At 47.4% G+C, this 24,898-nt stretch carries 7 protein-coding genes, 1 pseudogene and 1 riboswitch; all 8 genes and pseudogenes read right to left on the bottom strand.

Annotated elements, in window-relative coordinates; genetic code table 11:
• The 8 genes and pseudogenes from KXG62_RS23545 to KXG62_RS23580 all read right to left on the bottom strand — a co-directional run bounded on the left by KXG62_RS23545 (window position 1) and on the right by KXG62_RS23580 (window position 24,774).
• Entirely contained in the window at window positions 1-9,906 is a 9,906-nt protein-coding gene (locus KXG62_RS23545; RefSeq protein WP_218094467.1) for an RHS repeat-associated core domain-containing protein, read from the bottom strand.
• 49 nt (window positions 9,907-9,955) lie between these two features.
• Window positions 9,956-10,912 (bottom strand): hypothetical protein, encoded by a 957-nt coding sequence (locus tag KXG62_RS23550; protein ID WP_218094468.1) that lies wholly within the window; start codon window positions 10,910-10,912, stop codon window positions 9,956-9,958.
• Window positions 10,913-10,928: 16 nt separating this feature from the next.
• On the bottom strand, window positions 10,929-11,873 hold the full coding sequence (locus KXG62_RS23555; protein ID WP_218094469.1) for a hypothetical protein: 945 nt from the start codon (window positions 11,871-11,873) through the stop codon (window positions 10,929-10,931).
• Window positions 11,874-11,901: 28 nt separating this feature from the next.
• A complete protein-coding gene (locus KXG62_RS23560; protein ID WP_425517372.1) occupies window positions 11,902-15,069 on the bottom strand; it encodes a fibronectin type III domain-containing protein in 3,168 nt (1,055 codons plus the stop codon).
• A 77-nt stretch (window positions 15,070-15,146) separates the two neighbouring features.
• Window positions 15,147-20,645, bottom strand: coding sequence for a PA14 domain-containing protein (locus tag KXG62_RS23565; RefSeq protein WP_218094471.1), 5,499 nt, complete (start codon window positions 20,643-20,645; stop codon window positions 15,147-15,149).
• A gap of 49 nt (window positions 20,646-20,694) precedes the next feature.
• Window positions 20,695-20,785: riboswitch (cyclic di-GMP riboswitch) on the bottom strand.
• Between the two features lie 1,091 nt (window positions 20,786-21,876).
• Window positions 21,877-22,116 (bottom strand): annotated as a pseudogene (locus tag KXG62_RS23570) (transposase); the annotation flags it as partial.
• Window positions 22,117-22,415: 299 nt separating this feature from the next.
• Window positions 22,416-23,300: a hypothetical protein gene (locus KXG62_RS23575; protein WP_218094472.1), complete on the bottom strand. Its 885-nt coding sequence runs from the start codon at window positions 23,298-23,300 to the stop codon at window positions 22,416-22,418.
• 1 nt (window position 23,301) lies between these two features.
• On the bottom strand, window positions 23,302-24,774 hold the full coding sequence (locus tag KXG62_RS23580; RefSeq protein ID WP_218094473.1) for an AAA family ATPase: 1,473 nt from the start codon (window positions 24,772-24,774) through the stop codon (window positions 23,302-23,304).
• Window positions 24,775-24,898: the final 124 nt, after the last annotated feature.

Raw genomic sequence — 24,898 nt, forward strand, 5'->3', positions numbered from 1 at the left:
TTATGGTCTCCCTACATCGAGTTTAACATTTGGATTAAGCTCGACTATTTTACCAATCTGCGTATCAACAAAGTAGATATCTCCGTTTTTATTGATCGCGTTAATTACGTGGTCAATACTACCTTGTTTAATAATAACAGCCCTAACAGTTCCATCTCCAGCTTCAGTCATTATTTTCGTAACTTCTTCTACAGATAAATCCTTGTTATAAAATCCCCAAGGAGCAGAAGGTGCTAAATCGTTTGGTGTACCATATCCTTTTGAAGGACTAGCGACAGCAGAAGCATCAGCGCCGGTTAATCTTGCTGTAGCGGCATTGGCACATGACACACAGTTTGTATTTACTCCTGGTCCAGCACCTTCATTATAATGTGGATTTACTCCCTTAAGCTCGGGAAACACATTGTCAAGCGGTTTGGTAGAGGAGTATACATGATCATAAGCACTACCAACAGCTTTACCCGTACCCTTAGAAAATAACTCTAGATCTAGTTTCAGACTATAATTCCCGGTCTTTTCTGCTCCTTCTCTAGCAGCAGAGATAATCTGACTTTTTATCGCTGTTGATGAAGTATCTTCTAAAATGTTCGTGATCTCAGAGATCGTGGCTGTACCACCAATTATTTTATCAGTTGTATTTAAAGTTTTTAAAATTGTCCCGATTCCTTTTGTCCCTGCAGCCGCGAGTAGGGCGCCGCCAACAAATTCACCAATTTGTTCTGCTCTTTCGTATCGATCCCCCTCATTCCAACGTTCTACCTGCTCTAATACCTTTTCCCCTAATGCTGTGCCGAATGGTAACAGATATTTTGAATCACCAGTCTTCATGAAATCCCAGAGAGTTTCACCCATCAATTTTATTGATTCTGCAGTCTGATCATAGTTCTTGATTAATTCCCAAGATTCTGTAATATTACTCCTAATGCCATGCCATGCTCCAATACCAAAATGCGCACTTATCTTTGCTCCTTCGATCACTGCTTCCTTCACGTCCCCAAAATCTATAGAAGCAACTTTTGGATATAGTTCCAGACCGAGATCAAGTTCGAGCTGTCTTTGAACCATGCGATTATCCTTATCATTATTCACTACATCTCGGCCTAAAATTTGAGCAACGTTAATAGCGGCGTTGAGCTCCTGGTACTCATAGACTTCTTCGGCGCTCACAGGCTCCCCATTATTAATTTTCCTTTCAATCTCCTCCGCCGCATGATCCCTCTTATAAGTTTCCCAATCACCCGCTTCTTCGTTCCCCTGATCTTCCAACAATTCTTGAACCTGCACATTGTCACTCTCTAGCTTTGCGAGTTCTTCACGTAGGTAATTAGCGTGATCATGGACTCTCTGCTGTGCCTCTGTCCATTCATCATCACCCTCTGATTTATTTATTTCTTCTTCCCACCAGATTTGTTTCTGGTAGTCAATCTGTTCAATGAGCGTATTGATTTGATCTTCTACCGAATGCCCCGTCGGATCAACAAACATCAACGGATTGTTATGCGCATACGTATACAAATTCAAGCTAAGCGGGTTCGTTTCCTCTCCCCAATAGCTATCCTGTGAAAGGAATCTCCCAGTGTATGGATTGTAATACCTCGCACGCAAGTAGTATAGTCCCGTCTCTGCGTCAAGGAATTCCCCTGCGTAACGGATCGCACTCGAATATCCTTCTTCCACCGCTAATATCGGGCTTCCAAAAATATCGTAGTCGTACTGGTTCTCGACGACTCCAGATTCATTAACCGTCTGAACGACGTCGCCGTGGCCGTTGTACAAGAAGTACGACAGCTTATCCGTACTATCGATACGAGCGATATAATTCAGACCGCGCACATAGCGGACAGCAAGCTGGTCGGACCCGTCCGTCTCCAGAATGACATGCTGGCGGTCATAAAGGTAGTTCGTCACCTTATCCTTATAATCGTCTTTGGAGCTGCGTACGGTTTTGCGCGTCCTCAGGCCGTCGCCGTCGTAGACGAATTCCACAGTGAAGCGCTCGCCGTCTTTCACCTTCTCTATCTGCTTCAGGCGGTTGAAGCCGTCGAACGTGCTGCTCACCTTCTCGATCAAGGTGTTCAGTTTGTCATCGATCCCATCGCCGTACAGGTTGCCGCCGGTGACTTGGCGCATGCTACGATTGTGTGGGCGCAGGTAGCTTGTCTTCTGACGCAGCTCGTTCCCGTTATCGTCGTACAGATAGCTGATCGTCTTCTCCAGCAGCTTCGTGCCCGCGGCATCAAACATCGTCTCGCCAAGCTGCATCAGCTCGTTCGTATTCGAATACACGTACTCGCTCTTCTTGACCATATACTGCACTTCCGTCTTATCCATCGGGTCGATATAACCGCTTGGTTGTTCGGAGGTATACGTCTCGCTGAGCGATTGGCGGTTGCCTGCGCGGTCGTACGCGAAAACAGTCGTCTTCCCCGGCGCTTCGACCCTCTCGATCCGCCCCGCCGCGTCGTAGCTGTAGTTCGTCGTGCCAAAACTGTCGATTTTCGTGGTGTGTCTCCCGGCCGCGTCGTAGGAGTAGCTGTAGGACGAGATTTCGTCGCCGTTCGGCTTCTTGTTCGTCAGCTTCAGCAGCTTGTCGTTTTTGTCGTAGACGTATGTTTCCTGCACACCGCCCTCATATACAATGGCTTCACGGTTTCCGTTCGCTTCGTAGTGGTACGTGGTAGTTTTGCCTTTGAAAGCTACCGTTTCCATTCGGCTTGCTTTATCATATGTGTACGATGTGGTTGCACCGGTCTTATCTTTGATCGACTCAATGTTGCCGATCGCGTCGTACGTGTACTCCATCCGCGCCGCGCCGTCTTTGGCAACCTTCACCAATTGGTTCTTCTCGTCATACGTGTACGTGCTGACCCCGCTCTCGTCCGTCATGCCGATCCGGTTGCCTGTGGCATCATACGTGTAGCTGATGGTTTCCTCGGTTTCCGCGACAGTCTTGCTGAGCAACAAGTTGCGAGAATCATAGGCGTAGCGGGTGTTTCGTCCGTTCCGGTCCGACATGACCGCCACGTTCAGTGCTAGGTCATAGCGGTACTCCGTCTTCCGGTTCGCTGCGTCAATCGCTTCCTTCAGCAAACCGAATGCGCCGTAGCCGTATCGCGTCACCTTCCCACGGCCGTCGGTCATGTACAGCTTGTTGCCGACTTTATCATAGCCGTAAGTCGTTTCTACGCCAAGCGGGTCCGTTACCTTGCGCAGCTTGCCCGCAGCGTCGTATTCGTATTTCTGTTCGTTGCCGAGCGCGTCCGTTTCCTTCGTCTTTTGTCCGGCCGGATTGTATTCCGCCTTCCTGGTGAACTGCGCCGGGTTGTTCTTCTCTGCGATTTCCGGATCGATGGTCAGCACCAGTCGATTGGCCAAATCGTACGTGTAACGCATGCCATACCGCTTATCGTCCGTATCGGCTGACAGATAGCCTTTGGCATCGATTTTCTTAACGACGTTGCTGCTCGCGTCATAAATGTTCTTCCTGACAATAACGTTATACGGGTCGGTTACAGTGGATAGTCGGTTCAACTTATCGTACGCATAGGTCATACTGTCACCTTTGGCATTCGTCTCGCTTATTTTATTGCCGGCGAGATCATACCCGTAGGTAAACGTATGCTGGGCCGCATCGGTCACCGTCTTCACACGGTTCAGCACGTCATAGACATATTTCGTCTCGTAACCGCGCTCGTTCCGTTCGGACACTTTATTGCCGTTCTCGTCGTAGCCGTAATGCTTGAAGACGGCGATTCCGTTCACCCAACGCGTCACCTTCTCCAAACGGTTTAACGCATCGTAAGCATATTCGATTGTGAAAGCGGCGCGGTTCCCCGTATCGGAGGCGGCAAGAGCATATGCGCGCGGGTCGATCTCCTTTGTCCGGTTGCCTGCCGCATCGTAGGCATACCCGGTGATCTGCCGAATTTTGCCCGGATATTCCGCATCCTTTAACTCGGCAGCCGCGGTATATCCTACATCCGCATCCAGACTACTCTCGTCTATGAACCGAATCCGCTGAATCAAGCGGTTCATCCTGTCGTACTCATATTTCTCAGTATCGTATTGGTCCGTGTCCTTGAGCTTCTCTTGCTTCACGAGATTCCCGTTTCGGTCGTATTCACTTTTGGCAAATGTGCCGCTGTTATCCAATACGGTGTTGACAAGGTTATTATCGTAATAGGTGTAGACTACCTCCCGATAAAAGCTCTTGTCCTTCGAGCCGCTCAAGCTCTTCTTAAGGACGTTGCCGACGGCATCGTACGCATACCCTTCGACCGCGTAGACGGTGGTACCGCTCGCGTCGAGCTCCAGCGGAGTCCGCCTCTCGGTCAGCCGGTTCGCCGCGTCGTATTTCAGCAGCGTGACGCTTCCCCGCTTGTCCTTCAGCGAGACCGGGTTGCCCGCCAAATCGTATTTGGATTCAACAGTATTTTCTTCGGCATCCTTTATCGCTTTTTCCTTGCCAAACGCGTTATATTCGAACGCAATCGTATGGCCGAGCTGGTTCGTTTCCGACGTTTTGCGTCCCAGCTTATCGTAAGTGTACGTGACCGTTCCGCCATCGGCGAAGGTGAGCTTGGTAAGCGTACCGTCCGGATCATATGCATAGCGTGTCGTGTTGCCGCGGGCATCCGTCAGCTTGAGGACATGGCCCAGTACATCATATTCGAATAAAGTATTGTACCCGAGCGCATTGGTGGAGCGAACAATCCGGCCGAGCCCGTCGTATGCATATTCCGTTCCCTTCGAGGTATTCGTATCGCCGGTATATTGGACCCCGTTCACCTGCTTCTTCACTTGTCCACGCGGGGTGTACGTGATATATTCGACCCCCGTACCGTCCGGATCCGTAGTGGAAATACGACGGTTTAATGCATCGTAAGCGTACGTCATTCCCGGCATCGCATTTAGCTGCTGCGGCGTATCCTTCGCCTGATCGTAATCGTTCGGTGTAATTTGCTTGATCAGATTCCCTGCAGCATCGTACTGGTAACGAGTTACCGCAACACCGCCGCTCGCCGCTGGAGACTTTTTGCGAATGATCCGATCCAAGTCATCGTACTCGAAGCGAGTAGACACGTTACCGGCATTCGTCTGCTCAATCAGATTGCCTTTTAAGTCATAGCGGTATATGGTTGCCGCTTTCAATGGATCGATTTTCTTGGTCGGTCGAAGATCGTAATCGTATTCGAACTGCGTGACGCGGCCAAGCGGATCGGTTTGGCTTTTCAGCTTTCCGTTCTTGTAATAACTGTACCCGGTCGTACTCCTCACCCTGTCGAAGTAGACGTTATCGAAGGAAGCTCCGGCTAGCTGCTCGCTACTCAACTCGGAGGTTCTCACCAGTAGCGTTTCGTGAATCAGACGCGATTGAACGTCATATTCGTATCGGCGTACCTCGTCGTCACCTTCAGCTACCTTTTGCAGCTTAGCGATCAGGTTCCCTGCCCGGTCATACTCCTGCGTTGTTTCCCTTCCATTCGGTCCGGCTACTTTTACCAACCTTCCTGCTTTGTCAAATGTGAGTTCCACACGGTCCAAGGCAGAAGTTTCGGCCTCGTTCTGTACAGAGAATGTTTCGCTGCTGATCTGCCGGTTTGCCTCGTCATACTGCGATTTCGTTAGCTTCCGATACACAATACCGCCATCCGTACGGATATATTCCGTCTTGCGGATCATATTGCCGGAAGGATCGTAAACAAACGTTTTCGCATTTCCTTCCCGATCCTTGCTTTCGATCATTTCTCCTTTAGTCGAATAGCGGAAGCTCTCGTTCGTTCCATCTGGGTATTCAGTCAAATAGGGCTTATTAAAAACGGTCATGTAATTCGTGGTGGTCCGCCCCATCCGATCCTTAAGCACGATCTTAGATTTTCCGGTCAGATCGTAGTCTATGCTTTCCACAACCTCATCGGGATACGTCCTATCCTTGGGAAGACCATTCTTGAAATACGTGTAGCGGGTTGTTCGTCCCAGTGCATCCGTTTCCTCTATGACATTACCTAACGCATCATATTGGTAACGGGCCGTCATATGCTTCGTGCCATTCTTACGGTTTTGTGCCAACGTCTCGGCGGAAATCGCCGTCATCTTCCTGTCGTTATAGTCGTAAGTAAATACGTTGCCGATCGACATTCCCGGCTGTTGTGCATTATAGCCTTCTCCGTCCACTTCGAGCAGAAGGTTGCCTCGGCCGTCATACGCCTTGTATGCCGTCACTTCCCTCGCTTTTCCGTCGAATACGCTGCTTTTCACCAACCGGTTCAGCTTATCGTATTCGTATTCCTTCCCTGCGGCCTGCTCGAAGTCTTCCGTCGCAAATCGCGGATCGACTTCTTTGACCCGGTTACCGTTCGCGTCGTAGGCGTATCTCGTCATTTGTCCCAGCGGATCGATCTTTTGTACCACGCGGGCCAACCCGTCGTATACGTAAGAGACCGTCTGAGGAACGCCTTGTACGTTTATCGTTTCCGTCAGCACGCTGCCCTTTTTATCGTAAGTATACTGCGTTCGCTTCGCGTTCTCCTGGCCTTCGGTATACGGCCCGTTTTTGTCCATCGGCTTGTTCCGATAATTATAGGCATATTCCGTCACATCATAGACACTGCCGTTATATACGCGTTCCTTCTTAACGTTGCCTTCAAGATCATATTCGTTTTTCAGAAGATAAGTGCCGTATTCAGCAATACCTTCTGCACCATCCGGCTCGCGGTACGCCCCGCTTTCTTCCGTCATTCTGCCTACATAATCATAAAAATAGGTGAATACCCTGAACCGTGTTCGTCCCGCATCGGCATACTGTATCATTTTGATCCTGTTTCCGTTACGATCGTAGCTGTAAGTGGTGAGGCTGCTCCGAGTATCGTCGAGCTTGCCCGTTTCTTCCGAAACCCGATTCATCACATCGTAGAGATACGACGTATCTGAGGCGATCCGGTCCTCTCCGGCCGTAAACCTTCCTTGCTTCATCCGTTCCACATTGCCGGCGGCGTCGTATAAGTAATCGGTATACGTGTAGTCTGATTCCGCTCCAAGCTGATATGTCTTTTTTCGAGAAACCCGACCTAGCGGATCTAAGACATATTGCGTGACCTTGCCACCGGGTTCCTTTTGCATGGTGAGCTTGTTGAGCGCACTATAGCTGTACTCCGTTTCGTAGCCGAGGGCGTTCCGTTTCAATAGCAACCGGCCCAGGAAGTCATAGCTATACTCCGTTGTATTCCCCTTGCCGTCCGTTTCGGACCGCTTGTTGCCGATATAATCGTAGCCGAACGTCGTCGCAATGAATTTGTTTTTATCCGGCGTAACTTCCGTCTTGCGAAGACGATCCGAGAAGTCGTAGTACATTCGCTTCTCATAGCCTTCCTCGTCCGTCACGGTTACGAGAAGCGGCGTATCGGCATCGGTGCCGATCGCGTAGCGAATCGAGACGGTACCTCTGGCTGCCTGATCGTTCTCGAAGTACGTCTTGCCCGTCAGCCGGTAGCGGCTGTCGTATTCAAAGCGGATGCTGTGTCCGTTCGAATCCGTTTCTTTGGACTTGTTCCCTTTGGCGTCGTATTCGATGGTGCGAAGAACGCGCCAATCGTCACCCAGCAAGGCCTCCGCTTTGACTAGATCGCCCTTAATGTCATATTCGTTCCGGAAGCTGTTGTTCTCCGGATCGGTATACACGATTTTCAAATTCGCGAACGGATTTTCTTCATAGCGGAATTGCTTAAAGCTGTTGTCCGGCATTGTAGTTTTCTGCAAACGGCCGAGCCGGTCGTACTCATGTGCCGTTCGATTGCCGCGCGGGTCGATTTCTGCCGTTCTCTGCCCCGTCCGAATATCATAGGCATACGTCTTGGCAAGCTGCTTACCATCCAGGATGCTGTACTCTTTGGTCAAATAAGCACCTTGGGTATCCGTTCCGTCTGCATCGACGCCGTACTCATAACGCGTTTCAAAAGCTTGCCCGCCCGATTGAACCGATTTGCGGGTCATGTTCCCGTAGCCGTCATATTCGTAGTCGGTTATAACGGAGCCGCCCAGTTCGGGGGGGTTAACCTTCGTTTCCTTAATGACGTCCCCCCTTGCATCCACTGTGTAGATAATTTGGCTCGTTTGATCCTTATCTTGCTTCCACGTTTTCTGCGTCAGGACATGGAACTTGTCGTAAGCATAAGCGTAAATGACCGTACGCTCGGTATCTACCGGATAGCCCTGCCCGTTGCGTACGGCTTCCGGTCCGGTATAGTTCGTCAGGTTGCCATATTCGTCATAGCGGTAGTTCTCGATTTTTTTCACCGGTTGGCCCAAGCTTTGTCCGTTCACCGTCGGGAACATGGCGATTTCCTGCTTCTTGATCAGCTTCATCTCATCATGTTCGGCTGTAATGACTTCCTTGTGGTCGGTCCCCTGCTTCTCCGTAACGATCAGCTGATGAATACCGTCATACGTATATTTAGTCAAATTGCCACGAAAATCTGTGAGATCAGTGTAATAACGGAATGTGTCTTTGAGATAGGCATCATCGTCGGCTTTATATCCATCAACACCATACCCGTCCGCTTCATTTGTATATGTATACTGCGTCTTGTCCTTTGTTTCGGTTATAAATTTATCCAAAAATTGTGTTTGTTCCGAATCAAAGTTCTTTTTAACAAGCTCCTTCTGTTCAAAAATTTTCCGGTATTGCATGCTGCCGCTGTTTAAACGCTTTGTATAGCTGTTATACACGTAGCGCTTAATCCGGTTTGTCTTGACATAATCGATCTGAACCAAATTCTCATGACGGTTATAAACGGAATATGACCCGCTGTTGTTGTATGAAAAACCAAGATCCGGCTGCTCATACCAGAGATGGACCTTCGGCTTTCCGTCCACGTCGGATACGCGTTGAAGCCGTGTTCGCAATACGTGCTTGGAGGGGCTGACGAGCACAGCCGACTTGTCGTAAATAAGCTGCTTATCCCCCGGCAGAAGAATAATCACCTGAAATTTGCCCTGTAATTCCCCGGAATCGACCGGATTCGGGTTTTGCGTCGCTTTATAGCTGTCCTCCGCCCCATATGTCTCGCTGCCCGCCGGACCGACTGTAAACGACGGATCTTCCTTGTACTCGATCGTCGTCACGCGGCCCACCGTATCCGTAACCCGTGAGATGAGCTTCTTGGTAATTTCCTGGCTATCTATCGTATAGGTCAATATATTATATTCAAACTTGATCGCGTTGCCGTAACGGTCAACGATCCCAAGTACCCGGCCATCCTCGGCAAAATACGTCTTCTTCCCGTCCTTGCCGGTCATGACAAACATTGAAGTCCCATCCGCTTGCCCGTTGCTATATTCGCTCGTTTCTTTGACGATGACGTCTTTGATCGTCTGTCCCTCGATGAGATAAACAGACTGTCCGTCCAACGTCGTGGGCTTAAGCCGGTACACATCCCCGCTATCCGTATGGAGAAAATTGTGGCTTGTTCCGTCCCCGTTCTTTCTTACCTCTATGGACGGAAACGAAAAACGCATCCCGATGCCCAGATTATATCTGTCTTCATAGAAGGACGACGTCTTCGGATCGGACTGTACGTAATCGACCCATGCACCGTTGACATACGCGGCTCTCATTTCCTGAACGTTGGAAATCCCGCTTTTGTAAATACGCTTGATTTCCAGGTCCAGACCGTTTCTTCCCGGCAGCACGTAGTCCGTCTGGGTCAAAGTCAGTTCGCCGCTTTGCGGGTTGATTCGTTCAGCCGTCTCGTTGTTCCTTAAATAAACCGGCGATAGCATCGTATTGTATTGCTGCTTCGGCCCGGTCAAATTGTTGAGCTGCTCCTCCAGCGTTTCGGCATGCGCCAACCGTGCAAAGCCGACCCATAACAGAAAGCAGAGCGCCATGATTGTTCTAATCCGTTTCACTTTTCCGCCTCCAGCGTGTATCCATCGTTTTTCCGAAATCGAAGGGCGATTATCCGTTATATTTTTGCTGCCAATATTCGGACATAATGGTTTCCTGAGATACGCCGGTTCGCAGCTTTTCGATAACGATCTCCGGCTTCTCATCCACCTTGGTCGCAAGGACGAAAGCTTCCGCCACCTGCTGCTCCGACAGCTTCGCCGTTTGCGTGTACCGGTTTATTTGCTCCGCCGATATTTGCACGCGGGGGAGCGCTCCGGCACTGTTCACAATATCTAGTCCGGCGTTCGCTTCCTTCCACGACTTCGAGGATTCAAGCTTGCCTTTGATCAGATCCTTGAACGGTACGGCGGTGACGAAAGAAACGCGGTCTGCGATCATAATGTCGTCGGAAGTGATGCCTGCTATGGCCATCAGGCTCTCCAGCTCCCCGGAATCGAAGGTCCGCGGCCGAAACTCCTCATGACTGCTCTTGTATTCTTGGAAAATAATGTCCCAAGCCTTGCCCGCTTCCTTTTGCCGGACGAAAGCCTCCAAATCCTGTTTTTGACCGTAAGCCTGGTACAGAAATTCATAAGCGATGAGCAAGTCGGAAATTCGATGATTGAGCAGAACAAGCCGTTCCACCTCTTCCTTGAATTTGGGATGAACGTCCCGTTTGATGAGCAGATTTTTATAGTTCGCTATATTGCGATCGGAATTCGCAGGGTCGGATTGTCTGATTCGATCCAGCACTTCTTGAGAGATCACGATCTCGCTTGTCGGCGCAGGCTGATTCGCGGCAGTCGTAGCAGTAATGCCCGATAAGGTTGTTTCGGCCGTTGAGGCTCTTGTGGCTGTATTGACGGCACCGCTCGTATCTGTTGAACCGGGATTCGCGGAATCGGACGTTGTCGATCCGAGAAAAGTGGGCTTTGGGAATCCGGAATACACTTCCAGCCCCATTTGCAGCGTGATGCCCAGCCCCAGAATTACAACCACCCAATGTGATATTTTTCGCATGTTCATCGGTTATTGTCCCTTTCTAAAAAGGCTTGTTCGGATTGATCGCATTCAATTCATTCCGGATTTGGTCCGCCGGATTCATCGGCTTGACATCCTTCACCGCAGGAGACGGCACTTCCGGAAGAGGTGATAATTTTTCTTTGGATTCTTGGTTGCGCACAGATGATAGGTCGGTATTCAAAGGATCTTCCTTAACGCTCTTATGGTTATCTGTCTTGATTTTTTCCAGCAGATCCTGTTCCATAACAGACAACGTGACGATGCGATCCGGCGTTAATCCCGCCATTGCATTGTTCTTCGCTTTCAAATAAGCTTCTTTATCGTTAACATACTGACCTAGATCTAGCTCCGCCTGAAGGCTTAGCAAATATTCGTCCAGTACGGCCTCCAGGCTTCCGAACTCTTTCTTCAGCTGAAGCATAAATGCGATCGCCTTTTGAGCCTGAAAGCTTTCGGCGAGCTTCCGGTAGGCCTCTTCCCTGTCCTTTCCTTTCTTCCCGGAAAGCAGCTCCATGGATGGCTGTTCCACTAACGGCTGCCGCTTGCTATCGGTCAGCTCTTGCAGCTGAGACTGGACACGCTCCGCAAGCAGCTTCGCTTGCATGATCTCATCGCGGGTGTACCCCTGTGCCGTTAGCTGCTGAACGAGCTCCTCCCCGGTTCCGGCTTGTGCCAGCAGCATGCTGCGCTGCTCCTTCTGCGCTTCGATTCCGCCCGGATGCCGGCTCTTTAATACTTCCAGAGCCGCATTCCAGCTTCCCACCGCTTGTTTGATCCGGATGACTTCTTCTGCTTTCACCCCGGTCAGATTGGAAATTTCCGCCGCCGCTTTTGCATCATCGCTTGATGGTGCGCCTTGCGTATTCGCAGTCAGAAAAGGAGCTACAAAAAAGATTTGCGTAACAAGTGTCACTCCGAGGATGATGATAATGATCTTTTGTGACTTGGATAAACGTTGTCTCAATGCAATTCACCTCATATTTATAAGGCCCTTATTTCACCACGACATCGATCAGAGCTTGTCCGTCGATTTTCGATTTGAATAAGATCCCCGTAATTTCACCAGACCAGGATGTACCCGGCACGATGTTTTGCTTCACGCGATAAATAATTTTCCCGGAAGCATACTCGACCTCCAGATTTGAGCCCGGTATTTTCCCTGAAGTGATGTCGGCCTTGGGCGTATAGTTGTACAGGTCAACCGCCTCGAGCTGCTCCGGATTATAGGTCACTTCAAAAGTGCGCTCGCTGAAATCTTGAACATTCGATGCGATCAAGGATAAATCGAATGTTTTGTCTTTCTTGCCTTGCACGATGTAGGTAGGGCTTGTCGTGCTCTTGACCAAAGCTGGGCTCCATGCCGTAACGCCAGTGATGTTACCGGCTCGTACACGATATGTATGAGCAGTTCCCGGTGCCAGTGGAACATCGAGGTAATTGGTATTGGCCCCAACGCTTATCGTTTTTCCGTCGATCTCTATCTCGTATCCGTCGGCTCCCGGCGTTTTCGTCCACCGCACTTCAATTGAGCTGTTCGTCGCGAATGCTTCTATGCCTTCGGGAGCGTCCGGCGGATCCGGCAGTGTAGATAAGGAGAGAATCGCAACCCACTCGCCGGGCTTATCTTCGTTTCGGAGCCTGATTTTATATGTATGAAATTCATTAGCTCTTAATCCGGTATGCTGGAATATGGTGTCTTTTCCATTGTTGCGGAGCTCACCGTCCACTTCGATATCGTACTGTGCCTTTGGCGCAACCGTATCCCACGAAATCGTGATGAACCGGTTCGTTACAATGGCCGCCATATTGGTTAAGGAGAAGCTTTCTCCGCTGCCCCGGGGAAGGGTTACCATCGAAGCCGTTGTACTCCAGGCACTCTCCCCACTAATATTTTTGGCGCGAATCCGGTACGTATGCTTACTCTCGGGACTGAGTCCGGTATGGATGTATGAATTTCCGGACACGGGTTCAATCGTTTGCCCGTCAATCTCGATATCGTAATTGTCCGCATGAGGTACTTTGTACCACATAACGGTGATTTCCGTTTCATCCGAGGTGGCCATGACATTATTCGGAGTGATTGGCTTCTCCGGGTGCGTGGTGACATCGACCGGTTTGCTCCATGCACTTTTCCCCCCGGCATTTGTAGCCCGAACCCGGTACGTATGCCCGGTGAGCGGATCCAGCCCTTCATGAATGTATGTCGTTGCAGCGCCGTTATCGATAATGAGTCCGTCTGCTTCGATCTCATAAGCAGATGCCCCTTCTGTCACGGCCCATGTAACGGTGACCGTACGAATGGAGGGCTGTGCGTCAACGTTCGCGGGCGTCGATGGTGGGTAAGGCAACGTCCTGCCCATGACGAGTGGGCTCCAATTGCTGCTTCCGCCCGGATTTTTGGATCGAACCTTGTACGTATACTCCGTCATTGGCTGTAGTCCCCGGTGTACGAATGAGGTCTGTGTAAGGTTCTCATATACAGTGTCGCCGGCTTCCACATCGTAGCTTGTGGCTTGAGCGACGGTATCCCATGTGACCGTCATTTCCGTCTGCAGTGGAGAAACTTGAATGTTTCCGGGAATCGGTGGAGGATCCGGCAAGGTGAACGGAGTAATAAGCTGGCTCCATTCGCCTGATCCTCCGGCATTTCGCACCCTTACCCGGTAACTGTGCTGTGTAACGGGTCCAAGACCGATATGAAGGTAAGCAGCTGATGTACCGTTATCGATCAGCATGCCGTCCACTTCGATATCATAGCTGGCTCCGGCAGTCACCGGCCATGTGACTTTGATCGATCTTTGGGACGGCTCTGCAGAAAGCTGGGCCGGCGGTTTTGCTAACGTAGTCGCGTAGATCGCCTGGCTGAAAGCTGTTTCTTCGCCAATCTCATTTTGGGCTTTGGCTTGAAACGAGTACTGCGTATTTGAAGCTAACCCTCCGACCGTTACGTTCTTATTTGTTAGGGTAACCCACGAAGGGATTGCCGTCAGATTTCCCGATTCATCGACATAGAGGCCATTTGATACGATTTGGTATCGGGTATTCGCAGGGTTGCCGTCGTTAATCGACAGATTTAGTTCCGCTTCACCCGTATGGTTCAATAGTACCGTCGGCTTCTGCGCTTTCGTATAAATTTGCTGCTCCCGGGCAGCGATATGCATAAGGGCGTCTCTTGCCTCAAACTTTGCAAAATAGCCCGTGTTAGGCGTTAACCCATACTTTTCAAAAGAGGTATCCTCAGTCCATGGACTCATATCTGAGCCGACGGTATAGCGGTAAGGAGCGCTATCCAATCCGGAAATGGCATCCGATGCCGCCCCTGTTATGCGGATACTTGTATCGGTAGACGTAAAATTGACTTCACCAATTACAGGAGGCGATTTGTCTACAATTACGTTTACTGTCAGTGTTACGGAATGAATACCGTCACCGGCCGTAAATCGGACCGTATGAGTTCCTTCCGATAACCCACCAATGTCGAGTGCACTAAAACTCACTGTTTGCGCTGTGGCCGTATTCGAGATGGTTTTCGTATCCCTTGGTGTCATCTCGGAATCGATATAATAGGCCAAGCTAAGAGGGCGTCCCCCGTCATCCATTGCCGTTACCGTCGGAATGACAGAAGTAACCTCGCTTATTTTTTGATTCGAAATAGGTGATATGATTTGAAGCGGATTCCAGTAACTGTTCTTTTTAACGTACCAGTAGCCGTCAGAATCTATACCATCGTTCGGGTGGGTGCCATCGATCGCGATTATGGTTTCTATAAACTCTCCTCTTAACTGAGCTTGCTCGTTTTTCCAAGGATATTTCGTCCCAAGATAAGTTGTTATAGTATCCCCCGACTCGCAGTCAGTACAGTAAGGCTCGGTGTTAAACATATGCAAGTTTCCGTTTTCAACAAAATACCAGTCCCCCCATCCCGCACCGGGTCCAGATTCCGAATATGTGTTCGTATAGGGATCATAGTTGTAGGAAGATGATCCACTACTGACTGAAGGACCACCATTTTCGTATTCCCAGGAAGCCGTGTCTGCCCATCCGCTGACAGAGTAATGCCGATCATATTGATAGTAAGCGGGTGCCGCCTTCGCCTGAAACGTGGGTATATGTATCATTATCAAACACAAAATGAGCAACCAAACTTTTCTAAGAAGCATACGCACGTAAATCGACTCCCAACTCGCTTCGGATAAACCCGGCGGGAAGCATCATACCCCCGCCGGAATCTTTAGCCCTACTCTATGGTATAAGTAATCTTCGAATATTCACTTGTTTTGGAAATGAATTTAATGCTATTCACAACCGTCTTGTCCGCGTTGCGGATCCGGAAGATGATTTTTCCCGGGGTAACCTCCTCTACCGTTATATTCGTTCCAGTAATGTCCCCAGAAGACAGCTCCAATTCCGGAGTAATAGCGCTTAAATCGAGCACTTCCAACTCATTCGGCCGGTACGAAACCGTCACCTTGCGCTCGGTTACGCCATTTTTCTTGGGAGCCACCACAACAAAGTTAAACATCGTATCCTTCTCCACGGTTACCGTTAACTCAGGGGTCGTGACTTTCTGCACCATGTCTGTCCATTCGCTGGACGCCAGACCATTCGTGGCCCTCACTCGGTAAACGTGCATCGTATTCGGCTCCAGACCGCCATGCGTATAGCTGGTTCCTGCGATGCCCTCGAGCACCTGACCATCGATTTCGATATCATATCCGTTCGCAAATGCGGATGAATCCCAAGTTAACGTAATGGAGCCCGTAGTAGCCGTTGCCTTCACATTTTGCGGTTTATCTGGGGCCGTTATAACGATAACGGATTCGCTCCAACTGCTCAGTAGTTCGCTCCATTCGCCAGCCCCATTTTCATTCTTGGCCCGAATGCGGTACGTGTGCTGGCTGTTCGGCGCCAGACCCCGATGAACAAACACTGTATCCGGGCTATTATCTATGACGGTACCGTCCGCTTCGATATCGTATCCCATAGCCCCAGACACCTCATCCCAGCTAACGGTTATTTCAGAGCTCGTGGTCGAGGCCCGAATATTTCCCGGAATTCCCAGTAACGTTGATTTACTTAAAGCCTCACTCCATTCACCTATTGAATCCAAGGCTCTAGCCCGAACTCTGTATACATGCCAGGAGTACGGCGTAAGACCCGTATGCGTATAACTTGTACCGGTTCCTGCATCAACGACTTCACCATCGATAAATAAGTCATATCCTTCGGCTCCGGCAACTGCATTCCATCGAATCGATATCGATGAGACGGTGACGGAATCAACCGCCAACCCCGCTGTACCTAGCATCGTCTTCACCGACACGATAGAGCTCCAGTCACCCGCTCCGCCAGCACTTTGTGCCCTGACGCGATATTGATGCGTAGTATATGGAGCAAGATCCCTGTGCTCAAACATGGGAGTTGGACCCGTTTGGATAAGACTTCCGTCCACTTCCACCTCATAACCGCTTACTCCGGCAATGGGGTCCCAAGTCAGTGTAATCGCTCTGCCGGTGGACGACGCGTGTATGTTTGTTGGAGCGGATAGCCGTGTATATTGGGTTAACTTCTCGCTCCAGCGCCCCGTAGCTTTAGCGGTTTTTGCTCGAACTCGGTATGTATGTTCGGAATTCGGCACAAGTCCCGTATGTAAATACGCACTTACCGTTCCGGTCGAAATCACAGTTCCGTCCACTTCTATGTCATACCCTGCTGCCCCCTGTACTTGATCCCACTGTACATGTACGCTTTGCGTATCTGCTGCAGCATATAATCCGGTAGGGATCGTTGGAAGTGTTGTCACTTCTATCGCTGAACTCCACGGGCTAACACCTTCCGCATTTTTTGATCTAACGCTATAACGATGCGTCTCGTTGGGCTGCAATCCGGTATGGATATACTTCGCGTTATCAACAGCCTGAATCGCTGTTCCGTCGATTTCAAGCTCATAAGCAGTAGCTCCGGCGACAGCATCCCAAAATAGACCAATGGAGGTTTCAGTTGCCTCCCCGCGCAAACTGGCCGGAGCCCCCGTTAGCGTAGATTTCGCGATGACAGAGCTCCATTTACCGACACCGCTACTATTTTTCGCCCTGATTTTATAGATGTGCTGCGTATTCGGGTTTAATCCGGTTTCTTCATAGCGGGTTGTAGTTCCATTGTCTATAATCGTCCCGGCCGTCTCGATGTCGTAGCCTGTAGCCCCTCTTACGGGCATCCATACCACCGTCACAGAAGTGCTTATAGCTGTAGCCGTAATGCCCTCCGGCAAGCCGGGCAGCGTCCATTTCCTGCTCCATTCCGACCAATCCCCGATTCGATACGGTGTCTTAGCTCTGACCCGATAGCTGTGTTCGGTACCAGAGAGCAGCGGCTCGTGAAGATAGGTTGTGCGGCTATCATTATTCACGATTACTCCGTCCACCTCGATGTCGTAACCGGCAGCGCCGTACACAGGTTCCCACAGTATGCCTTGCGAAGTCTCCGTTGGCGTAATCTCTAGGATGGTCGTGCGTCCAAGTTTTGTAATTTCGGATATGGAAGAACTCCATTCGCCAATAACCATTCCGTTCGTTGCCCTTATCCGATAATTATGCAACGTTCCAGGCATAACCTCTTGGTGCACGAAGATCGGATCGATCACACTGACAACGGTGGTTCCGTCGATCTCCACATCATATCCTGCGGCATAAGAGACAGGGTTCCATTGAACCGTGACGGTCGTTTCCGTAGAAGAAGTACCGACCTGTTGCGGTACGCCGATTGGATACAAAAGTGATTTCGGTACAACGCCTAGTGGTTGTGATGTGCTCTTCCAAGATAATTGGATACGTGAAGTACCGTTTGTCTCGCGGTATTCAAGCCGTATATCGTATCGTTTCCCTGCTTCAAATGGGATGGTCGCTTGCTTAACGCTAGAATTATGTGCATCCCAATCATCGATGATCAGATTTTCGTTAACCCAGAGCCTCACTCCCCCATGCGATTCGGTGATGAGCGTATAGGTTTCGGAATAGAGCGGTTCGATTTGTCCGGTCCATCTTACAGAGAATTTGTCACCTTGAACGCCAGGTGCAGGAGAAGCATGGTTCCAATTAAAATCGACTTGACCATCGACGCGGGTATGCTTAAGGCCCACCAATGTTATCTGCGCAAAATAATCGCCTTTCAATCCGGTCCCATTTCCGGCTTCGGGCAAAGTCGATTTATAAATGACTGGACTCCAAGGTCTTGGCCCTCCAGGCAGAATAGCTCTCACTCTATAACTATGTCCTGTATTCGGCTCCAATGGATTGTGGGTAAAGACGGTTTCCGTTTCACTTGCAATGACTGTATTATCCGCTTCGATCTCGTAGTTCAAGGCCCCGGGAACTCCATCCCAAGACAAGGTTATGCTTCTCGCCGTACTGGTTGCCTTTAGGTTCGTTGGTATTTCAGACTGAACTGTGAGGCTGATGAGGCTTGTCCAATCGCCTGCTCCCTGTTCATTAATAGCGCGCACCCTATATGAATGCGTAGTACCGGACATTAAATCGGCATGCTCGTATTTCGTGGCTGTCCCAAGATCGATGATATTTCCATCCACCTCAAGTTCGTATCCTAGAGCACCGGGTACAGGATCCCACGTTACGTTTACCGTCCGATCGACTGCATTCGCTTGAAAATTCGCAGGAACGCCTCCTAATGTTGTTGCGTTCAGTACAGAACTCCAATCTCCCGTAATCTCAGGCACTTTCGCCCGCACGCGATAGGTATGGGCTGAATCGGCGGCAAGCGGCTGGTGCACATAAGTTAATCCCGATGCGATATCGACAATCTGTCCGTCTGCCTCGACGTCATATCCTGACGCTCCTGGAACTGCATCCCATGCTATCGTAATGGAGCTGCTGTTAGATGAATACTGTACATTCGTTGGAACTCCAGGAATAAAGGGTGGATACAACTGACTCTTTGGAATAACCTCTTTAGTCTGACTCGCGCTGGACCATAGCAGCGTGATTTTGGCGGCTCCCTGGTTATCTTTGTATTCCAGCTTAATGTCATATAATTGTCCGGCGGTAAAAGAAATTGCAGCACTGTCTTTTACCATCCCATGACCGTCCCAATTATCGATCAGCAATTGTTGGCCCACCCACATACGAACCCCACCATGTGCTTCTGTATATAAGGTGTACTTTTCCGAATATTTCGGTTGTATTTTTCCGCTCCATCGTATAGTAAAAGCGCCCTTGTCCAAAACCGGATCAGGAGAATGTCCTCCCCAATTGAAGTTCACTTGGTCATCCAGTCGTACAATCTTTCGATCGGAGAAATCGTCGCCGTTAAAATATTCTGCCCTAAGCCCGCTACCCTGTCCGGGTGTGGGAACCATTGGGGGTATAATAACCGTTAAAAATATTGACCAATCGCTATTTTTAGCGCGTACCCTGTATGAATGCGTAGTATTCGGCTTCAATTCGGCATGCTCGTATTTCGTGTCTGTCCCAAGATCGATGATACTTCCATCCGCCTCAAGCTCGTATCCTAGCGCGCCGAGTACAGGATCCCACGTTACGTTTACCGTCCGATCGACTGCATTCGCCTGAAAATTGGCAGGGACATTGCCTCGTGTTGTTGCGTTCACAATAGAGCTCCAATCTCCCGTCATTTCAGGAACTTTCGCCCGCACGCGATAGGAATGTGTTGATTTAGCAGCAAGAGGTTGATGCACATAGGTTAATCCCGATGCGTTATCAACAATCTGTCCGTCCACCTCGATGTCGTATCCTGTCGCCCCCTGAACTGCGTCCCATGTTATCGCAATGGAGCTGCTATCGGATGAGTACTGCACATTCGTTGGAACCCCAGGAACAATGGGTGGATACAGCTGGCTCTTTGGAATAACTTCTTTTGGCTGACTCGCGCTGGACCATAGCAGCGTGATTTTGGCGGCTCCCTGGTCATCTTTATATTCCAGCTTGATGTCGTATAATTGTCCGGCAGTAAAAGAAATTGCAGCACTGTCTTTTACCATCCCATGACCGTCCCAATTATCGATCAGCAATTGTTGGCCCACCCACATACGAACCCCACCATGTGCTTCTGTATATAAGGTGTACTTTTCCGAATATTTCGGTTGTATTTTCCCGCTCCATCGTATAGTAAAAGCGCCCTTGTCCAAGGCCGGATCAGGAGAATGTCCTCCCCAATTGAAGTCCACTTGGTCATCCAGTCGTATAATCTTTCGATCGGAGAAATTGTCACTGTTAAAATATTCTGCTCTAAGCCCCTTGCCCTGCTGGGATGTAAGTCCCAATGGCACAACTGCTGACGTCGTGACATACAGAGGAGCGCTTTTAGCAGATGTATTGCCCGATTGGTCCGCCGCCAAAACCTCATATTTGTATGCAGTTCCCGAAGTTAGCCCCGAGTCGACGTAGTATACATTTCCCGTTTGGTAAACATTGCTTCCTACTGTAGCGATCTGCAGATTGTTACGGTATACCGCGTAAGTCACAACACCGTGATTATCTGCAGCGGTATTCCAATTTAATGTAATTGAGCTGCTAGTAACTTGTGACGCATGTAAATTTTGCGGAACGGAAGGAGGAATCGTATCCCCTGATCCATTTGCGTGAACATAGTTCTGTTCTCCCAAACTTGGCAGTGCTAATGGCACTATAAGTTGGAGTAACAGAAGCAATGACAAACAAGCAGAGATATTGCATAACCACTTTACTTTTTTTAATAATAACAACTGTTATCTTCTCCTTTTTCTAAAAATAAACAGCAAAAAACAAGCCAATCCTGGCAACCCGGCTACCGTACTCCTGAACTTAGAGTTTAGGCCCGTGGCTTTGCGTCCCTCCCTTTCGGCGAGGTTTGCCTTTTTTCAGTTCACTTGTTTCCTAGGAAAAAACCTAAATCTTGGGTATTCAGTCCTAATTGTTTCGACAAATCAAAACAATATCCTTCTTTATTTGGCAAAATTATTTATTTTTATAGTTAGATTATACAGGGGGATGAAGTAAATTTTGATTTATTTTACATAATTCAGGTTATATTATTAACGATTGGTGTGATCAACCAACAACTTTTCAGCGAACGACTGCTTGATCTGGATAAATTTTATGGTAATCTCCTTTCAATCTCTGGACTCTGGGTTATTACCGGTTTTCATACTGAAAAGGTGCCACGTAGAACGCCGCGGCGGTGAATGCCCTGTCGATTCGATCACCGATGTGCTATCTCTATCCGATGCCGTTAGATGAATGCTGGGTACTGCGATTAATTTGGACGAGGAACAAAAAGAATCGCTGCGGTCTGCCGAACGGTTATACATGTTGCCAATTCCTCTTGGCTTACTCGTAACGTTACGGTTAGAGGCAACGATTTGTTTGTCTTTCGGGCAGACAACGTGTGCAAATCGATTTATTTGCGGGGAACGCCCAACGATATGGCTGTCGGTACATACGGATATTTATCAGGAGATGGATGAAGAGCGTATTACCGAACGGAACGACCCTACGTTCAACCCAAGGCATACTCGGTGCGGATGATCGGGCAGGCATTGCCATCATTCTGGAGTTGGCGAACAAAATTCACTAGGAGTAGATAGAAAACCAATGAGTGGCCTAAGGCATGTCATAAGGAAGTACCGATAATTTTCAAATAACCTTGCACATAAAGCAAGAAACCGCCATGTCCTTTTCTTAAAGGAGTGTAGCGGTTACTGCATTTAAGCCTCTATTTTTAGTGATGAAAGAAGCTCTTTTAAAGTGTCACTGGCATATGCAAGTGAGGTTTCATTGAGCTTTCTATTTTTTGCTGCCAGCATTCGCTGTCTTCTTCGACACCGATAAATACGTGACGCCTCATGCTGGCTATCGCCAAAGCAAATCTGCCTATCATGTCCCCGTGTTGCTGAATCGTACCGCATACAGACGCTTTGCTCTGTAATGTTTCGTTCAGCAAGCCCCACTTAGTCAGAACTTGGCTGACTCGTTTACACCGATCCACATACCGAGCACATCTTTGTTACCCTCCAGATCAATTCCGATGACCATGTAGGTTGCTTTATTTACAATGATCACATTCTGTTTGACCTTGAAATGAACGTCCAGAAAGACAACATACATGTTTTGCAGTGGATGATTCTGCCATTCCTTGATGAGAGAAACAATCTTGTTCGTTACATTGGAGTTCATTGTCGGAGATAACTCAATACCGGTGATGGTGGGCTGATGCTTCATCACGATGACAGGTTCAAACTCGCGCAGTTACGGTCTCTTGGAACCTGATTTTACGAAGATCGATATTTCAAAAACCTACTTTCTAATACCTTACGATAGACTCCAGTATCATGTATTTTTTGACGAAATTTCGAGTATTATTGTTACTTCCAAGTCTAATAAGGCTTTATTATAATCGTCTGTATTCCATCCTCTTCCCCAGTCATCCTCCCCATAGTCAAAATAAAAGAGCTTTAACTGTCAATGCAGTCGCAAGCAAATGGCTCGTTTATAATCTAGCGATAGAGTCTGTGTGTGTGTGGACTAGGTGGCTTTACGAGTTGACAATTAAAGTTATACTGACCTAAATGTTCGAAATTGTGATTAAATACTTCAAAACCACCACTTTCAACATCAAATGACAAATAACTCTCTTTTCCTATCGTTTTCTTGTAAACAGTTCTTAATTTATCCTTAGTGGAATTTTTCTTTGACAAATAATTATCTTTTTCATAACAATTATACTCAGCAACAAGGGCACCAAGCTGTTGAAATAAAGCAATTGATCCATTGCTATCCAATTTATCAGTTTCAATCTTTTTCTTGACATAGTCATTATATTTTGAGCATAAAAATTTCCTTGGGAAAATGTCCTCTACATCCAATTTATCATTTAAACATGTACTCAAGATATTGGATAACTCTATAGTTGCTAGTGTTGAAGCATCTATTTCGAAGTTGTCCTCTTCAGAAAAATGTATTGGTCTAGGAATATTAAAGTTTTCTTCACCAATGAATAATAACGGTTTTTTATTTTTTGAAAAGTTTATGTAGCTTAAAAATGCTTCTGTCATGTCTCCGTCTGGCAGTTTAAAATCGGTTACTTTTGTTGCAGGAGGAATTCCATCTAAATCTACAACATAATCTCGTATCATCATTTTTTGGATAACACTATAAATATTAACTGTTACAAGATTGTTGAGTGTTAAATTATGTTGGTAATTCGGAATATCCATTTTATATCCTTCATAAGGTGCTCGTCTGTAGTATTCGAATTTTAGCTTAGTAAATTGAAAAAGTATTCTTATTAAATCCTCAAGCTTTTTGTAGTGCTCTAATTCTTTTTGAGAGTCTTCCTTTTCTGCCTTCAATAAACAGGGAGATAGTATCGCGATTTCCATCTCATTGTCTCCCTTTGGTGATATTATTAAATCCAGCCTGTACTATATGACTAGTCTCAGCTGCAAATTGACTGAAAAATTCTTTAGGACATTCTGATATTCCAGCAACCTTATCAATTCTCACCTCTTCAACAAAGGAACCATTAACAGAATTATTCACAAAATATATAGCTATATCGTCGATTATAGATTCTCCTTCAATCTCTAATGCACGCCTTACTAAACGGTTAATTATGTGATCGCTATGTGTTTCAATGATCACTTTGTGGTTTGTTTGTGATAATGAAATCAAAAAATCCGCCATTCTCATTTGCATTCTAGGATGTAGATGTATTTCTGGTTGTTCTAATAAAAAAGTTTGTTCATATTCAAGTGAGATTCCTTGAACTATTATGGGAAGTACTTGACTTACACCAAATCCTACATCTGCAATATTTATTTCTTTTATGTTAAGTTGTAATACATTTTGTTGGCTGATTATATCTAAATTGCCTAATTCGAAATAGGACATCCACGCTTTGACTAACTCCATTAATTCATAAGTTTGTCCTTTAGCCTTAAGGTTGAAATCATCCTCATGTAACGGTGGGAATAAGTCAGCACTAATTTTCCTTGTTTGATTCTTTGCAAGTAAGAATGGAGTGTCAGCTCCAGTATTACTAACATTTACTGTATTTTTATTAATGGTATATTGTCTTTCTGGATTATCTCTAAGTGGACCCAGGTACTTAAAACCATTGTACTGATTTGCTACAATCCTACAAATTGCGTAAACATTCGTCAAGAAATCACTTAATTGTAACCCTTTAGCCTTTGCGTAGTATAAATTATTCAAACGCATACCACTGAAATAACAAGAGCAACCTTCTAAGACTAGAGTTAATTTTTCCCCACTTAATGCAGGGAAATTTTTGAGATAAAGATCATAACTACCTTTCCCACCCTTGTGATAATCAAGAGTTATTTCAAACTTATGATTTTCCAAGGCTTCTTTTTTTACTGAAAAGGGTGTAATAACGATCGAGTAATTTTCTAAAAAATTTGTGTCCCACACATCAGATACAATGCCTTTTTTTACTTTGCAATCCACCTCGATAAGGAAATATGAGACTTGCTGAACGGATAATCCTGTGATTTTCCCCAATTCTTTACCAGTTGCTACATCTTGCTTTGAATTAGATTTATATTTATTTCCAATATAATTTATAATAAATTTATTATATATATTAAAAGTCTCGCCCTTCCCTTTATACAATACGTCTTTCATAGTACCGTTAATAGAATAAAGACCATTCAGTGTAACTTCATTTGTTGCAGATGAGTTTTCATAACTTTGTTTTAAAAGAAGAAGACTTTTTAGTATGGATGTTTTCCCCGCACTATTGACCCCGCACAAAATAGTTAAGGGTTTAACCTTTAAATTCTTTAGTTCATCAAAAGCTTTAAATTTCCTTAATGATAACTCTTCTAACATATGTTTATCCCTTTCTTTTTATTGATTTTCCCAAAATCCTGTTCTAGAAGAACAAATCACTCAATTTCATGGTTTCCATTGGGTAATAAGTTATTCCATAAGATTTCTCCAAGTCCTTCAAGGG

Origin of the sequence: Paenibacillus solanacearum, from assembly GCF_910593845.1 — a bacterium.
Classification (GTDB): Bacteria; Bacillota; Bacilli; order Paenibacillales; family NBRC-103111; genus Paenibacillus_G; species Paenibacillus_G solanacearum.

Coding starts and splice junctions, on each gene's coding strand:
- KXG62_RS23560 (WP_425517372.1), bottom strand. CDS start 15,069: ATGCTTCTTAGAAAAGTTTGGTTGCTCATTTTGTGTTTGATAATGATA.
- KXG62_RS23575 (WP_218094472.1), bottom strand. CDS start 23,300: ATGGAAATCGCGATACTATCTCCCTGTTTATTGAAGGCAGAAAAGGAA.
- KXG62_RS23550 (WP_218094468.1), bottom strand. CDS start 10,912: ATGAACATGCGAAAAATATCACATTGGGTGGTTGTAATTCTGGGGCTG.
- KXG62_RS23580 (WP_218094473.1), bottom strand. CDS start 24,774: ATGTTAGAAGAGTTATCATTAAGGAAATTTAAAGCTTTTGATGAACTA.